The following is a 15,769-nucleotide window of genomic DNA, read 5'->3' as shown; positions in this document are numbered from 1 at the left end:
GCCGGGACAACGCCCCCGGCCACCAGCCAGCCCCACCACCTAAGACCACCAGAGCCGAAGGAGTCTCACCGTGAACCCGCACCCGCACGCCGTGATCGACCAGGCTATGACCGCATTCGACCGACACCCTGTCATCGCCGCCGCCCTGCTGCTCATCACCACCGGCCTGATGCTCGGCGCCCCGGTCTTGGCCGTGGTGTTCGCATGACCGTCCTGCCGTTCCCCGCCGCAGCCCCGCACCTGCAGCCGTCGACGCTCACCCCGGCCGAACTGGACCGCCGCACCCTGGACAACGTCGCCCTGTTCCTGGCCGCTTCCCCTACCTGGGACGAGGCCGTCGCCGACCAGATCGCCAACCTTGTCGCCCTGGCCCGCCCGTTCCCCGCAGGCCGCACCGACGACCTGGCCGAGTACGCCGCCGAACTGTTGGCCCGCACCCCCGACCCCACCGACACTGATTCGAAGGAGAACCACCGATGAGCGCCGCCGTGATCGACTTCCCCACCCAGCCCCAACCCCAGCCCGAGCCGCAGACCGAGGGTCAGGACCGTCCGGAGCCGACGCCGGTCGGTGTGCTGGTCGAGTTGGATCCCGCCCAGGTGGCGCAGCACCCCGACAATGTCCGTGACGACATCGACCCCGACAGCCCCGACATGCGGGCCCTGACCGCGTCGGTGGCCGAGGTCGGCATCATCAGCCCGGTCCTGGTGGTGCCCGTCGCCCAGGTGAAGGGCCACGGGTTCCCCGACACCATCACCCACGTTGCCGTCGACGGGAACCGACGCCAGGTCGCCGCTGCCCGCGCCGGTCTGCCGCTGCGCTGCGAGGTTCGCGACGACCTGGCCGACGCCAAAACCGTCGTCCGCACGATGCTGGTCACCGGCACCACCGGGCAGCGACTCACCCGCCGCCAGGAAGTCACCGGCATTCAACGCGCCCTCGATCTGGGCCTGTCCGCGACCAAGGTCGGCAAAGCGCTCGGCCGCACCCGCCAGGACGTGCAGAACGCCGCCACCGTCGCCGCGATGCGACCCGCAATGGTCGACGCCGCCGAGCAGTACGACCTGACGCTCGAACAGCTCGCCGGTCTGGCCGAGTTCGAGGACGACCCGAACGCCACGCAGGAGTTGATGCGCGCCGCCCGCCGTGGCGATTGGGACCACCTGCTGGCCTACCACCGCCAGGAACGCGCCGACGCCGCGCTGTGTGCCGCCGCCGTCGCCGAGGCCCGCGCCCCGTTCGACGCCGCCGGGGTCACCGTGGTCGAGACTTTCCCCGGGTGGCGCTACTCCCTGCCCGACCTGGTGGACGAGCAGACGGGCGAGCCCATCGATCCCGACCAGCACCAGACGTGCCCCGCTCACGCCGTGCACATCACCGGTGAACTGAACTACGACCAGGACGCCGACGGCCACGAGACCCGGACCGCCGAGGCCGACATCACCACGTTCTGCCTCGACCCCGCCAACAACGGACACCTGTCCCGGTACGACCGCCGACTCATCCCCCGTGCCGACGCCCCCACCGCCCCCCGACCCGACGAATCCGAAGACGACTACACCGCCCGGATCGAGGCCGAGGACGCCGCACGGGCCGAAGCAGCCGAAGCCGCCGCCGAGACCAAACGGCACGAGCGCCGCGAGTTGATCCGGCTCAACAAGATGGGCGAGACGGCAGCCGGGGTCCGCGTCGAGTTCCTGCACACCCTCATGTCGGCCAGGAAGCACCACAAGGCCATGACCGCGTGGGCCACCGCGCAGATCATCGGGTGCCGCAGCCCGCACCGGCACTGGACCGGTGACGGCCCGCTCGCGACAATCCTGGGCACTCTGGCCGTCACGTCCACCTACGGCAACCTGATCGATGACGCCGCGACCGCGCAGAAGGCCGGACCGGCAATGCACGGCCCGATCCTTTGGGCGCACGTCGCCGCCGCCTACGAAGCCACCACCGGCAAGGACCTGCACCGCGAGCGGGACACCGGCCGCGCCGACTACCTGCGTCATCTGCAGGACCTGGGCTACGTGCTGTCCGAACCGGAACAGTTGGCCGTCACCAACGCCTACCCGCCCGCCCCGCTGATCGATGTCCTTGCCGACCTGGACGAGTCGGCCGGCGAAGGTGACGACGAGTCGGCCGGCACCGAGTTGGCCGGCGACATGGAGCACGCCGACCCGACCGGGCTGGCCGATGCCGGCGACGACACTGCGGAGGTGATCGACCAGAGCACCGAGACAGCCTGACCCCCAGGCACAGCGATGCCCCTGCACTGACCGCCAGTGCAGGGGCATCGCTGTGTCTGAGGCTCAGAACAACGGCATGGACTCCACCGGGCCCGAACGGACCGGAGCCACCGCCCGAGGGTCCAGCAGATCCACCGGACTGTCGTCGACCTCAGCCCACCCGGACGGCGCGGTCCGCTGCGGCCGGTCGAACAACGCCGCACCGCCGCCGTGCGGATCACCCGCCGCGACAGTCTCGGCCAGGACCACTGCCAACGCTGCCCGGTCCATCCCGGACGCGACCCCGGCGAGGATCGCGTCACGCACCGCCACCGACGCGCCCCGCGCACCCCGCAAATCCACCAGACCGGGCCGAGGACCGGCCGACCGGCCGCGAGCGACCGCCTGCCGAACGTTCTCCCCTTGGCTGGCGATCCGGACATGTCCCGGCTCGCCGGAGCAGCACAACCGGACCTCGCAGTCATGCATCAAAGTTGCACCGAGCGGCACCGGACCGAACCGCAACCGGGCCGCGATCTGATGCGCCCGCACCACCCGGTCCCCCAGCCGCAGGGTGCCGTAGCCGTTGGAGCCGACCGCGCCGGTCCAGATGTGACAGGTCGCGGTGGGCACCACCGCCTGACGCCAGCGGATGAAATCCGCCTGCGTCATCGCCAGTGACAACCCCCGCGACTTGCTCACCTCACGCCGCCGTCGACGCCGCACCCTCAGCGACCGCAGGCTGAGTCTCCGCCGTGGCCGCTGGTGCCGTGGTTGCGGGTGTGCCGCGCCGGGTCACGTCGGCCCGGGCCAGCCCGGTCAGGTCCGCGATGTCCGCCACGCTCACCCCATCCGCCCGCAGCGCCGCGACCGCCGCGGTCACTGCCCCGTCGTGACCGGCCCGGGTGCGGTCACGGGCCGCGTCCGCTTTCGCCACCGCGGCGTCGAACGTCGCCCGCGCTGCCGCGACCGCTGAGGCGTGCGCGTCGTCGGCTTCGGCCTGCCGGTCGAGCGCGGCCAACACATCGGTCGTCGCGTCCTCGATCCGCTTGTCCTTCGCCACCCGATCAGCGTTCAGCGCCGCCAACTTCTCCCGCGCCCGCTGCCTCGCCGTCACGCTCTCGTTGCTCGCCTTGCCCATCAGCCTGCTCCTTCGGTTTCGATCCTGTTGTTGATCTCTCAACTATTCGATTCGTCACCACCCGATTCGGCGCACCGAATGCCCACCAGACACCCTACAGCGCCTCACACCTCTTGCACTATGGACCCGCCCGCTACTCTGACGCCTGTGATGTCCCTGCACAAGCTCACGGCCGGCGACGGGTACCTGTACCTGATTCGCCAGGTCGCGGCGCAGGATGCCACTGAGCGCGGCCGCGGCAGCCTTGAGTCCTACTACTCGGCGAAGGGTGAATCCCCTGGTGAATGGTGGGGCGCCGGCCTGAACAGCCTGGGCGTTTCCGGGGTCGTCACCGAGGCCCAGATGAAAGCTCTGTTCGGCGAAGGGGTCCACCCGGACGCCGACGAGATCATGGGCCGGGTCATCGCCGGCCTCCCAGCCGGCACCAACAAGAAGGACCGCACGAAGGCGATCGACAACGCGATCCGCCTCGGCCGGAAGTTCTCGATCCGCGCCGAAACCAGCGACTGGAAGACCCGGCTCACCGACTCCTACGTCAACTGGCAGCTCGCCAACCCCGGCAACAAGACCGTCCCGGAGTCCGTTCGGCAGCAGCTGCGGACCGAGCTGGCCAACGAGATGTTCGCCGAGATCAACGGTCGAGTGCCGGCCAATGAGCAAGAGCTGTCAGGGTTCGTCGCTCAGCAGAGCAAGGCCCAGACGGCCGCTGTTGCCGGGTTCGATCTGACCTTCTCCCCCGTCAAATCCGTCTCCACGTTGTGGGCCGTGGCACCGATCGACACGGCCCGCAAAATCGAAGCAGCGCACGACGCCGCCGTCGAACGCACCATGACGTGGCTGCAGACCGAGGCCGGCTACACCCGGGAAGGTGCCCGCGGTGTCGCCCAGGTCGAGGCCGTCGGGCTGGTCGCCGCCGTGTTCAAGCACCGCGATTCCCGAGCCGGTGACCCCGACATCCACACCCACGTCGCGGTGTCGAACAAGGTCCAGGCCGCCGAGTCCGGCAAGTGGCTGGCCCTGGACGGCCGGATGATTCACCGCCTCGCCGTGGCCGCCTCCGAGATGTACAACACTGTTCTAGAACAGGAGATCACGCAGCGGGTTGGGGGCCGTTTCGAGGCTCGCGCCGACGGTGTCCCCGGGCGTCGACCGGTCCGGGAGCTGGTCGGAGTGATCGGCAAGCTGAACTCGGTGTGGTCGTCCCGCCGGCGGATGATCGACGCCGAGCTGTCCCGGCTGCAGTCCCAGTTCGTCGCCGATCACGGCCGCACCCCGACCGCGATCGAGCGGGTCGCGCTGGCCCAGGAGGCCAACCTGTCGACGCGGCAGGCCAAGCACGAACCCCGTTCGCTGGAGCAGCAGCGGCAGCAGTGGGCAACCGAAGCCGCCGCCACCTTGGGCAGCCCTGGCGCAGTCGAGCAGATGGTGCAGGCCGCGATCCAGACCACGCAGGCCCCCGACTACCTGCCGGTGGATCGGGTGCTGATCGGCGAGCTCGCAGCCGAAGTGGTCCGGGTGGTGGCGGAGACCAGGGCTCAGTGGCGAGAGCACAACCTGCACGCCGAGGCCCTTCGGCAGGCCCGTTACTCCGACATTGACCCGGCCGAGTACGAGACCGTCGCGGCCCGGGTGACCGCGCAGGCAGCGTCCCTGGAGCACTGCATCCCGATCGGCATGGACAGCGACCTGGACGTCCCTGAGCCGGACGAGCTGACCCGCTCCACCGGTGAATCGAAGTTCCGGATGGTCGGCAACCAGCTCTACACCTCCCCCGCGATCCTGGCGGCCGAGCACCGGATCCTGGCCGCTGCGGCCGCTGTCGGTGGCCCCGTCGTCACCGCCATGGACGTCGAGGTCGCCGCCCTGGAATGGTCGGCGAACAACGACGGCCGGACCCTCAACACGTCCCAGGCGTTGATGGTGAAGGAGCTGGCCACCAACTCCCGGCGGGTGCAGCTGGCGATGGCACCGGCCGGTACCGGCAAGACCACCGTCATGGGTGTCCTGGCCGCAGCGGCCCAGTCCACCGGCATGAACGTGATCGGTCTGGCCCCGACCGCCGCGGCCGCACAGGAGCTGTCCGCGGCCATCGAAGGAGTCCAGGGAGACACCCTCGACAAGCTGGTCTACGACCTGTCCGGTGGGCCCGGCGCCGACCCGGACCGCTGGTACCGGGAGATCGGCCGGCACTCCATCGTCATCGTCGACGAGGCCGGCATCGCGTCCACTCCGAAGCTGGACGCGGCGATCCGGTTCGTGGTCGCTCAGGGCGGCCGGGTCGTTCTGGTCGGCGACGATCAGCAGCGCGCCGCGGGCGGCGCCGGCGGGATCCTGCGCAACATCGAAGCCGAACACGGCGCCCTGACCCTCACCGAGGTCATGCGGTTCACCGACCCCCAGGTGGCGGCCGCATCGCTGGCCCTGCGGACCGGGGACAACTCAGTCACCGGCTTCTACACCGACCGCGGCTACCTGCACGCGGCCACCTCCGGCACCGTCGTCGACCAGGTCTACGACGCGTGGCAGGCCGACGTCGACGCCGGCGCCGACTCGATCATGATCGCCCCGACGTGGGACCTGGTCGCCGAACTCAACGCCAAGGTGAGAGCCCACAAACTCGCCACCGGCCAGCTGACCGGGGCGTCGATCGAGATCCCCAGAACCGGGGAGCTGGTGTCCGCCGGCGACACCATCGTCACCAAGAAGAACAAGCGGACCCTGTCGCTCGGGTCGACCGACTTCGTCCGCAACAACTACCGGTGGAATGTTGAAGAGGTCCGCGCCGACGGGTCGTTGCGGGTGCGGCTGCTCGGCCGGAACCTGGTCCGCACCCTGCCGGCCTGGTACGTGGCCGAGGGCATGGTCCGGCTCGGCTACGCCTACACCGAGGCCTCCGTGCAGGGCATGACCGTCGGCAGCCGCGGCCGCCGGCGGGGCACCGCGCACGTCATCCTCACCGAAGGGAAGACCCGCAACGACCTCTACGTGAACATGACCAGGGCGACCGACGGCACCCATGTCCACATCGTCACCCCGGGCACCGGTGACGCCCACGACGTCGTTACCCCGGGCGCTGTGCTGCCGCCGACTGCGGTGGAGATCTTCAACGCCACGGTGTCCCGGGACGGCACCCCGCTGTCGGTCACCACCCAGATCGAGCAGGCAGGCGACCCGGCGCTGCGGCTGGGACCGGTCACCGACGCCTACACCCACTCCATCCTCGCCGGCGCCGGCGCGCTGCTGGGCGCGGAGCGGATGCGGCAGCTCGAGGCGGCCGCGGTGCAGATCCTGCCCGGGCTGCGGCATGCGCCGGCGTGGGACACCCTGCACGCCCATCTGGCGATGATCGAGCTGCAGGGCGGGCAGGCCATTGACCGGCTGCAGAAGGCGATCGATGTCCGCGAGCTCGACACTGCCCGCGACATCGCCGCGGTCCTGGACTGGCGGATGGACCGCACCGGCAACCACTCCCAGGATCCCGGACCCCTGGCGTGGATTCCCGCTGTCCCTGCCGCGTTGGCCGAGCACGCGGAGTGGGGTCCGTACTTGCGGGCGAGCGCTGAGCGGGTGGCGGCGTTTGCCAGCCAGGTCCGCGAGTCTGCTGCCGCGTGGACAGTGGAGACCTCCCCGGTCTGGGCGCAGCCTTACGTTCTGGCCAACCCTGGCCTGGTCGTTGATCTGGCGGTGTGGCGGGCCGCGCAGTCGGTGCCGGACACCGATCGGCGGCCGGCTGGTGAGAAGCCGCGCACCATCGCCCACGGTGTGCTGCACCAGGAACTGACCCGCCGGGCCGTCGCGGCCGTCGGCGATCCCGCGCACGGAGCCGGCCGGTGGGGGGCGATGCTCGAAGCGCACTCCCCCGCCCTCGCCGCGATCGTCACCCGCGACGAGAGCTGGCCGGAGCTCGCGCGGAGGTTGTCCCGCGCCGACGCCGCGGGCCTGCCCGTGGCTCGGCTCGTCGACCAGGCCGTCAACGACCGGGCGCCGCTGCCCGCCGAAGGTGCTGCCGGCGCCCTGATGTGGCGGCTGACCGAACACCTCGGTTCGCTCACCGCGGCACCGACCGGCGGTCACCAGCTGCGGCCGCAGTGGGTCACGAACCTGCAGGGCGTGCTGGGCCACGACGCCACCGAGAAGCTGATCGGTGACCGCATGTGGACCGCCGTTGTCGGCCGCATGGACGCCTACGCCCGCACCGAACCCGCCACCGTCGACACCACGGCCCCGGCCGTGATGCTTGAAACCGCCGCCCGGATGCTGCACACCCAGCTCGCCACCGTCCCGGCGCAGGAGCGTGCCACCGTGCTGCTGTGGAACCTGACCACCCTCACCGACCCCGAGCCGTTCGACGACGAGCACCCGGTCCCGGATCCCGAGCAGCACGACCTGCAGGCGCCGGCCGACGCCTGGGATCTGCTGAACGAACACCTCGCCCGCGCCACCGACCCGAGCGTGCAGGCCCCCGACCTGGTCGGCCCAGGCGACAGCACCGATCCGTTCGACCCGGAACGGTTCGCCCCGCCCGCCGACCTGTCCGAGGTCCCGCCGCTGGACCTTGACGATTTCGACCTGGATCCGGTCGACGCCCCGATCGACCCCTACGACCTGGAATGGAACCCGGACCCGGCCGACCTCGCCGCACTCCCCGCCCCCGAGCTGCAGCCCGCCGCGGTCGTCGAGCCGATCGAGCCGGCCGACCCCGAGCTGCAGCCCGCCGACCCCGAGACTGCGCCGGTTCCCGCGCTGGCCGAGGCCGAGCACCAGGCGGCGCTGGCCCGCGCCCGGGCGGCGATCGCCGACGCGCACGCCTGGTGGAGGACACTCACCCCGCAGTCCTGGGTGCCCGCCTACATCGCCGGCCGTGGCCTGGACCCCGCCGACTTCGCGTTTGCCCCGCCCGGCTGGACTCGCACCTTCCAGCACCTGACCGCGCTCGGCTACACCGAACCCGAACTGCTCGCCGCCGGCCTGATCCGGATCAACAGCAAGGGCCGCGTCAACGACGTCTTCCATGGCCGCGCGATCCTGCCCCTGACCAACCCCGACGGAATCGTGGCCGGCTTCATCGGCCGCAAGGCCCCGACCGACGTCGACGACCGCAACCCCAAGTACGTCAACTCCCCCACCACCGAGCTCTACAAGAAGAGCTCGAACCTGTACGGGCTCAACCCCGACACCGTCGCCGCGATCCGTGCCGGCGCCCCGGTCGTCATCGTTGAAGGCCCCATGGACGCCGCGGCGATCACCACGGCGGCCGCCGGCGCCGCGGTGGCCGTCGCCACCAACGGCACCGCTTTGACCATGGATCACATGCGAGTGCTACAGAGCGCCGGTGCTCTCGGCCGTGGTCATTCTCTGACCCTGGCGTTCGACGGTGACCGGGCCGGCCGAGCCGCCACCAACAGCGCCCACGCCCTGCTCACCGACCTCGACATCAACGACGCCCAGGCGATCGTGTGGCAAGCCGGCAAGGACGCCTCCCAGCTGCTCGAAGACCACGGCCCGCAGGCCGTCCGCGACGCACTGAACAGCGCGCAGCCCCTGGCCGCCGCAGTGGTCCGCAACCACATCGCCGCCGCCGGCACCGACCTCGACCAGACCGCGCAGCGGGCCCTGCTGGCCACCGTCGCCCCGGCCGTCGCCCAGCTCGACCGGCAGTACCGCGGCGCGATGGTCTCCGAACTCGACCAGTCCCTGCGGGAACGCGCCGTCGACGGGCAGACCCTCGACGCCTTCGCCGTCCACGACGAAGTCACCAAGCACCTGCCGATCGCCCCGGTCCCGACGACAGGGCCCGACACCGGTGGAGGCCTCGGACTTCCCGCGCTGCCCACCCGACCCGGCGCCATGCTCACCGTCGCCGACACCGCCACCCAACAGACCACCGCGACCGCCTCGGCCCCGGTCATCGACCAGGAACAGCCCGCCGCCCGGCAGGAGCCGGCGCCAGAACCTGCCGTCGCCGACGCGCTGGTGGCTGCGGAGGACCTGTCGGTCGTGGAGCAGCCGGCGGCCGTCGTGGTCGACCAGGAGCAGCCCGTCGACCTGCAGGAAGAGGTGTCGGATCTGCAGGCCTTCACCGAGGACCTCGCTGTCGTCGAGCTGCCAGCGGCCGTCGGTGAGCTGGTGGCGGAGGACCTGTCGGTCGTGGAGCAGCCGGCGGCCGCCGTGGTCGACGAGGAGCAGTCCGTCGACCTGCAGGAAGACGTGTCGGATCTGCAGGCCTTCACCGAGGACCTCGCTGTCGTCGACGAGCTCGCGGCGGTTCAGGACGTGGCGGTCGTCGAGCAGCCGCCGGTCGCTGTGGTCGACCAGGTCGGTGACCCGCAGCAGCAGGTGAAGGACCTCGCCGTCGCCGACGAGGCGCCGCGCCCTCACCAGCAGACTCCGGACGCTGCACTAACCGAACGCATCGCCCAGCAGACCTACGACCTGGCCCAGGTCACTGCCCAGCTGCAGGCGGCCGCCCGTCACGCCGACGACCTCGGGGCTGCGGTGCTGTCCGGCCGCGGACCGGCACAGGTCGCCGTGGAGCAAGGACTGGCCCTTCACCAACAACGGCTGGACGCGGCCGCGCAGATGCGGGAGCTGCAGACCGCCGCCCGGTCCGAACGGGCCCAGGCCATCAGTACCGCGGAACGGCTCGGCCAGGCGCAGGACGACCTGTCCGGGCTGGGCAGATTCGCCGGCCGCCGCCGTGAGGACCTGACCACGCAGGTGGCCCAGCTGACCCAGGAACGGGACACCCACCGCGCCCGGATGCTGGAGCACGCCACTGCCGCGACCAACCTGCAGACGCAGGCCGGGTCACCGCAGCAACAGCAGGAATCGGCGCAGGTTCTCCAGGACCGGGCCGCCTACGAGGCCGGCGCAGCGCAGCAGGACGCGGCGGCCGCCGACGCCGCTCACCGGGCCGCTGCCGAGCTGCGGCAGCAGGAGAGCGCCCTGCGCGAGCAGCTGCAGGAGCTCCAACGCGAACAGCAGCTACGCCGCGAACAGCCCGACCAGCAGGCCGACACGGCTCGACAGCAAGCGCACGTCCAACGGCTCGCCGAACAAGCTGCAGAGCAGGCCGCGGCAGAGGCCGCCGCGACACAGCACCAGGTCACCCCCGACGACGACGATCTGGAGATCCCTGGCCAGGACGAGTGGAACCAGCAGCTGGTTGACCAGGAGCTCGGCTACGACACCCCTGACCTATATGGCGATGCGAGCCCGAACGACTTCGAGAGGTAGCTCGGGTGTCGAGGACCGAAGATTCCTGAATACGGCTGTTGAACACCTCGACCGGCACGCCGGGTCAGGTCACCGCCCCAGCCAGTGGCTGCAGGGCTGTCAGTTGGCTAGCTGAGCCGAGCATCGCAGGAGCCGGGGGCGCGTCCGCGGCCGTGATGCAGCCCTAGCAATCAACACCAGCCGTGTCACCGTGTCTGTTACAGAAACTTCGACCTTGCCCGGCGTGTCAGCCCGTATCAGTAACTTGTCCCTGCTTGGATTCGGACTTATGAACGGAACTCGCCGGCGGCCCGGTTCAGGTGGTCGCCCCAGCAAGGGGGACCGTCACCTCTTCGCTACACGCATCCCAGTTCCGGTCGCCGAAGCGGTGATGGAGGCCGCGGAAGCGCTCGGTCTGAGCTACTCCGAGTTCTTGGCGATGCTGGCCGCGGAGGCAGTGGGCATGCCCGAGCATGCACCACATCCCAAGCCAGTGAACCAGGAGGAGCTGCCGCTGAATAAGACTGCGTAAACTCTCGGGCCGTCTGGCCTGGGGATGAGCACAAATTCATAACGCGAAAGACCCCGCCTTGCAGGGCGGGGTCTCGCGAAGAAGATGAGTCAGCAGTTGGCGCTGCGGACTCGGACCTAAGAAAGGTCATGTCTGCCTGACATGCCTGACGATACCGGCTACCCCGACTCTGGTCTACCCAGACACGCTAATCCGCCCGAATGGGCGATAGTTGGCAGAATCTCCCCACGCGAAGACGTGCGGGTTGCGGCAGTTGACGCTGCCGGTAAGGCCCTCAACCTGTACCCGGCCTTTGCCAACATCGACGGCCCTGTGCCCGCCTCGCCATGGGCGATGTACCTGACCGATGACCGAACCTGGCGTTACCACTTCATCGGGTTTGACCTCGACACTGCCCGCGGAGACGTCGACGCTGATCTAACGGTCCTGGCTCAATGGCTCGACGACCTGGGCATCGAATACACCGTGTGCAGCTCCGGCCCGTCCGGTGGCCGGCACATTTGGCTCTCCATGATCGACCCAATCCCTGCGCCCCACGTCAGAGCCCTCGCCATCGATGCTCGACTGGCTCTACCAACCCTGGACATCTCCCCGCTTACCAACGCCGCTACCGGATGTCTCCGCCCACCGATGTCCCCTCATCGTCACGGCGGTCGATCCACGATCCTGTCCGGCCCAACCGGCGGCGACACACTGCGCCCAGCGGTATCCGCGGTCCAGTTCAACGCACTCCACGAACTCATCCACTCAGCTGTCACCACCGACGGCACCCAGCATGACCAGCGCGAAAACCTGCCCGCTGGCACCGTCCCCGTTCTCCTCGACGCCGCCGGAGCACCACACCTGCCCGGACGCCGACGCACCCTGTCCCCCGGCATCACCACCGAGCTCGCCACCCCTCCCACAGACCCCTCCGTGTCACTACGACGCATCCTCATCGGCGCAGCCCGAGCTCGCTGGCATCGTGCGGACATCGAAGCCCTCATCACGACCGCGCCGGGGCTCGAACATGCACGCACCCGACACCAACCAGCCGGTCGACCCAGAACCCGCCGCAGCCCCCACGAACTCACAGCACTAGTCGCACGAAAATGGGCGTCAGCCGTCCGCTGGGCCGCTGACAACCCACCGGCTCCACCCGTCACCACCGACCCCACCTGGCCCCCCCGAGCGACCCAGATCGGCGAACTCATCGACGCCGTTCAAACCTCAGCGGACGCCTCCCCGGGCCGCTGGGCAATCGCCACAGGACCCAGCGCACGCCGGGTCCTCGACGCCCTCTGCGTCCTGGCAGCAACTGCAGTCACCCCCACCATCGAAGCCGACATCAGGCGCCTCGCCCTCATGACCGGCCTCGGTCGAGAGACCACACGCCTACGACTCCACGAACTCGCCAGCGAAGGCCGCATCACGCTCGGCACTCCCGCCACTGGCCGCCGAGCCCATCACTGGACCCTCCAACACCCCACTATCGACCGCTATCCACATGCTCACTCAAACACCCGGTCACAAGGCGAAGCCGCCCCCGAACCCTCCCCACCTCCAACCACGCTCCGTGACACATGGCTCACGACACTCCAACACCGACTGACTGACCTCACCCACGACCTATGGACCACCCGAGGACTAGGACCCCACCTCGGCCGCATCTACCAAACCCTCAACCACCACCCGAAAACCGTCACAGAACTCGTCTCACTCACCCACTACCCCCTCGGCGACATCACTACAGCTCTCACGCTGCTCCGCAAACACAATCTCACCAAGACAGACCGGACGGGCCGGGTCCAACGCTCAACCCTTGACCGACGAGATACCGCTGCTCGAACCCTCGGAGTCAACGGCGCCCTCGACGACCGCGCCCAGCGCTACCAGCAAGAGAAAGTGCTATGGGCATGGTGGTGCGATGAAGTGGACTGGATGCGACTGAAGAAGTCGGACCCAGCCAAACGCCGCCGCGCACACCTCATGACAGGCCAACTCGCCCTCGACACCGACCGCCCATACGGACCTATGCCACGCAGCAGCCAGGGACGCATCGACATGCCAGCAGCCCGATCAATCGTCAACGCCGCCTGAACGATCCGTCAGTGATGGCGCTCATCTGAACCTCCCCAAACCTGCTCACTGAAAATCCCCAGCCTGCGTGGCACTCGCGAACGAGGCGCGGCCTTTCCAAAGGACTGTCAGATTTCCCCGTCGCGGTGACGTGCCGGTCCCGGAGCTCTCCCGTCAGCCCTATTACCGGTGGCTTCGCCGGCCGGTCACCGACCATCAGATCCTGCAAGCCCACTGCGCGAACGCGTTGTTCGACGCCCACCACGACAACCCCGAGTTCGGCCACTGGTAGTTGGCCGACCAGGCCGCGGAGGCCGGCGAGAAGATGGCCGATCGGACCGCGTGGCGGATCGGCTCCGACAACCAGTGGTGAGTGCTTTCGGGAGGAAGAGCCGCGGCAAGGGCCGCAGGGTCGGCCCGCCGGTGCATGACGAGCTGGTCCACCGGAATTTCACTGCCTTGGCGCGAAACGTCCTGTGGTTGACCGATATCACCGAGCACAAGACCGCGAGGCAAGCTGTATCTGTGCGCGACCAAAGACGTGTATTCGGGTCGGATCGTCGGCTGCTCGATCTCGGACCGGATGAAATCCAAGCTCGCGGTCGACGCTCTGAACAACCCAGTCGCCTGCCGGGAGGCTGCCGGTAGTTCGGTGGCCAGCTGCATTGTCCACTCGGACAGGGGATCTTAGTCGCAGCCGGAAGTTCCTGCGAGCGTTGACTCGTCACGGCTGGTCGGCTCGAGGGTCGGGTTGGTGCGTCCGGGGACTGTGAGACTGGTGGTGCCGGTGGACGGCCTGGGCCGCACGTGAGGAGCTCCGGATCGCGATCGTGACCTGGATCGAGCGGACCTATCACCGCCGTCGCAGGTAGGCCCGGCTGGGCCGGTTGACCCCTGTCGAGTTCGAAGCCATCATGACCATACCGGCCGATCAGGCTGCGTGACTTGAACTGTCACCTACCTGTGCAGGAGACTCGCCATCCGGTCAACAGCCTGCCGCGCAAGTCAACTTCGAACCAGGCGAGCCGTTTCGCGACAACCATTGCAACGCAACGGTTTTCGATGAAGACCTAGGCGTGCGTGTTGGCCGACGATGCCGACATCTACTGCGCCGGCAATCCAAGCTCGGCTTTGATCGCAGCAACCAGGACCTGAGTACGGGGCACCGCGAACCTCTTCGTCAACGAATCAACAGCCGAAAGCTGCTCCTCTGTCAGACGTATCGTTGCGCGAGCAGTGGGCCCTGGCTTCGTCGCAGCTTGGGTGATCTTGAAGAGATCGCCCGGCTGGGAGCTATCCGACTCCAACCAGTCCCCCAACCTCGTGTGGTTCCGGTTCACCGCAGTCAAAATGAAGCCGGTCAAAGACATCTGGGACTGATCCAACGCGGCCCGCATCGCACGGTCAACGGCTGCAGGCATGTAGAGCGTCACGTTTCGCCCGTATGTACTGAGCGGCAAATCGACAATCGCAGGAACAGAAGTGGGGGCTGCGACGACTTTCCGCGTCGACGCTGGCGGCGTGGACGCGGGACTGGGCGATGGGGTCGGGGCTACGGGCTCCGGGGCGGACTGCACCTGTTCAGACTTGGGTTCCGGGCGCTGAGCCTCCGTGCGTGGCTTGACTTTACGAGGACGGCTGAGCAGCCCAGCCAAATCTGGGGTCGGCATCGGCTTAGGCTCCATGACCCACCTCCACCGGCTCCTGCTCGTCCGCCGCTTCCAGGTCCGTGATCCGGAGCAAGATCTCATGCGTCAACTGTGCATAGTCCCTCCCCAACGCGGGCGCTGATCCCGGAGACTTCGGCTTCCTACCCTCTCGCAGCGCCTGCCAGAACGGCTCCGAATCTGCCGACTCCGCGAACTCGTGGATCAACTGGCCCTGACCACGTGCCGCGGACGCGGAAACGCTATGGCGGATCGTGTTCTCGAACAGAGGTGCAGCGCCGGCCAGCGCGGACTGGATCTGACTCGAGATCTCAGCCTTCACCCGAGTCGCCTGACTGGGCACATCGAACAAGACAACACCCAGCAACTCAAGATCAGGATTGCTGTCCCGCGCCTCTACGAGCCGCTGAACGATCCGCTGCATCCCCTTCAGCGAAGCAGCGTCCGACCTGGTAGGAATCAGGAGCCATCGAGCGACCCCTAGGGCAAGGAGTTGGAGGTTCGGTTCCCCTGGCGGGCAATCAACCACCACCAGGTCGTAGTCCTCTTGCTGCAGAAGCGCCGTCAACGGCTCGACCAAGACATCCGCAACGTTGGTGCCGCGCACATGGCGTGACAGGAGCAAACCAGCCAAGTCATCCAGCTGCTCTCCCCCACTGATCACATCGAGTCGCTCCCGACAGTTCACGATTGTCGGCACCAAAGCAGAACGGGTTGTCACAGCCGTGACCAGACCCTGACCGTTGTCAGAAAGTCCCGCGCCGGTGTATCCAAGATCTTCACCAGCGTTGCCTTGCGGATCCAGGTCGATCAACAGCACCCGAAATCCGCCATTGGCCGACATCGCCGCCACGGTCGTAGCGAGACTCGTCTTCCCCACACCGCCCTTGCCGTTCGCCACCGCGATGACGCGACTCAACTCTGTCCGATCCAT

The 15,769-nt window shown here is 68.6% G+C and carries 9 protein-coding genes; 6 read left to right on the top strand and 3 right to left on the bottom strand.

The features are described from left to right. Positions 1–70 precede the first annotated feature (70 nt). Genes E5CHR_RS30590 through E5CHR_RS30580 form a run of 3 tightly spaced genes read left to right on the top strand, consistent with a single transcriptional unit; the run spans position 71 to position 2,243 of the window. The gene (locus tag E5CHR_RS30590) at positions 71–208 is read left to right on the top strand and encodes a hypothetical protein (protein ID WP_162583999.1); all 138 of its coding nucleotides are present in this window, start codon (positions 71–73) and stop codon (positions 206–208) included. Next, positions 205–480 (top strand): hypothetical protein, encoded by a 276-nt coding sequence (locus tag E5CHR_RS30585; protein WP_162583998.1) that lies wholly within the window; start codon positions 205–207, stop codon positions 478–480. The genes E5CHR_RS30590 and E5CHR_RS30585 overlap by 4 nt, the downstream gene beginning before the upstream one ends. After that, positions 477–2,243, top strand: a complete 1,767-nt coding sequence (locus E5CHR_RS30580; protein WP_162583997.1) for a ParB/RepB/Spo0J family partition protein — start codon at positions 477–479, stop codon at positions 2,241–2,243. The genes E5CHR_RS30585 and E5CHR_RS30580 overlap by 4 nt, the downstream gene beginning before the upstream one ends. A 63-nt stretch (positions 2,244–2,306) precedes the next feature. On the opposite strand, the gene E5CHR_RS30575 is transcribed toward E5CHR_RS30580, so the two are convergent. Both E5CHR_RS30575 and E5CHR_RS30570 read right to left on the bottom strand, forming a co-directional pair. Then, positions 2,307–2,924 (bottom strand): hypothetical protein, encoded by a 618-nt coding sequence (locus tag E5CHR_RS30575; RefSeq protein ID WP_162583996.1) that lies wholly within the window; start codon positions 2,922–2,924, stop codon positions 2,307–2,309. Position 2,925: 1 nt separating this feature from the next. Further along, positions 2,926–3,363 (bottom strand): hypothetical protein, encoded by a 438-nt coding sequence (locus E5CHR_RS30570; RefSeq protein WP_162583995.1) that lies wholly within the window; start codon positions 3,361–3,363, stop codon positions 2,926–2,928. 150 nt (positions 3,364–3,513) lie between these two features. Here E5CHR_RS30570 and mobF point away from each other — a divergent pair, with 150 nt between their 5' ends. The 3 genes from mobF (at position 3,514) to E5CHR_RS32180 (ending at position 13,859) form a co-directional block, all read left to right on the top strand. Then, positions 3,514–10,599: a MobF family relaxase gene (gene mobF / locus E5CHR_RS30565; RefSeq protein ID WP_162583994.1), complete on the top strand. Its 7,086-nt coding sequence runs from the start codon at positions 3,514–3,516 to the stop codon at positions 10,597–10,599. Between the two features lie 370 nt (positions 10,600–10,969). Beyond that, on the top strand, positions 10,970–11,110 hold the full coding sequence (locus E5CHR_RS30560; protein WP_162583993.1) for a hypothetical protein: 141 nt from the start codon (positions 10,970–10,972) through the stop codon (positions 11,108–11,110). Positions 11,111–13,709: 2,599 nt separating this feature from the next. Then, entirely contained in the window at positions 13,710–13,859 is a 150-nt protein-coding gene (locus E5CHR_RS32180; RefSeq protein ID WP_443083133.1) for a hypothetical protein, read from the top strand. A gap of 983 nt (positions 13,860–14,842) precedes the next feature. Here the strand turns inward: E5CHR_RS32180 and E5CHR_RS30550 are convergent. After that, a partial coding sequence (locus tag E5CHR_RS30550; RefSeq protein WP_232062342.1) for a ParA family protein occupies positions 14,843–15,769 on the bottom strand: 927 nt, incomplete at its 5' end.

The sequence above is a fragment of the Variovorax sp. PBS-H4 genome (assembly GCF_901827205.1).
Classification (GTDB): domain Bacteria; phylum Pseudomonadota; class Gammaproteobacteria; order Burkholderiales; family Burkholderiaceae_C; genus Variovorax.
The sequence above is the reverse complement of the archived record's forward strand: the minus strand, read 5'-3'. Positions and strand labels throughout refer to the sequence as shown.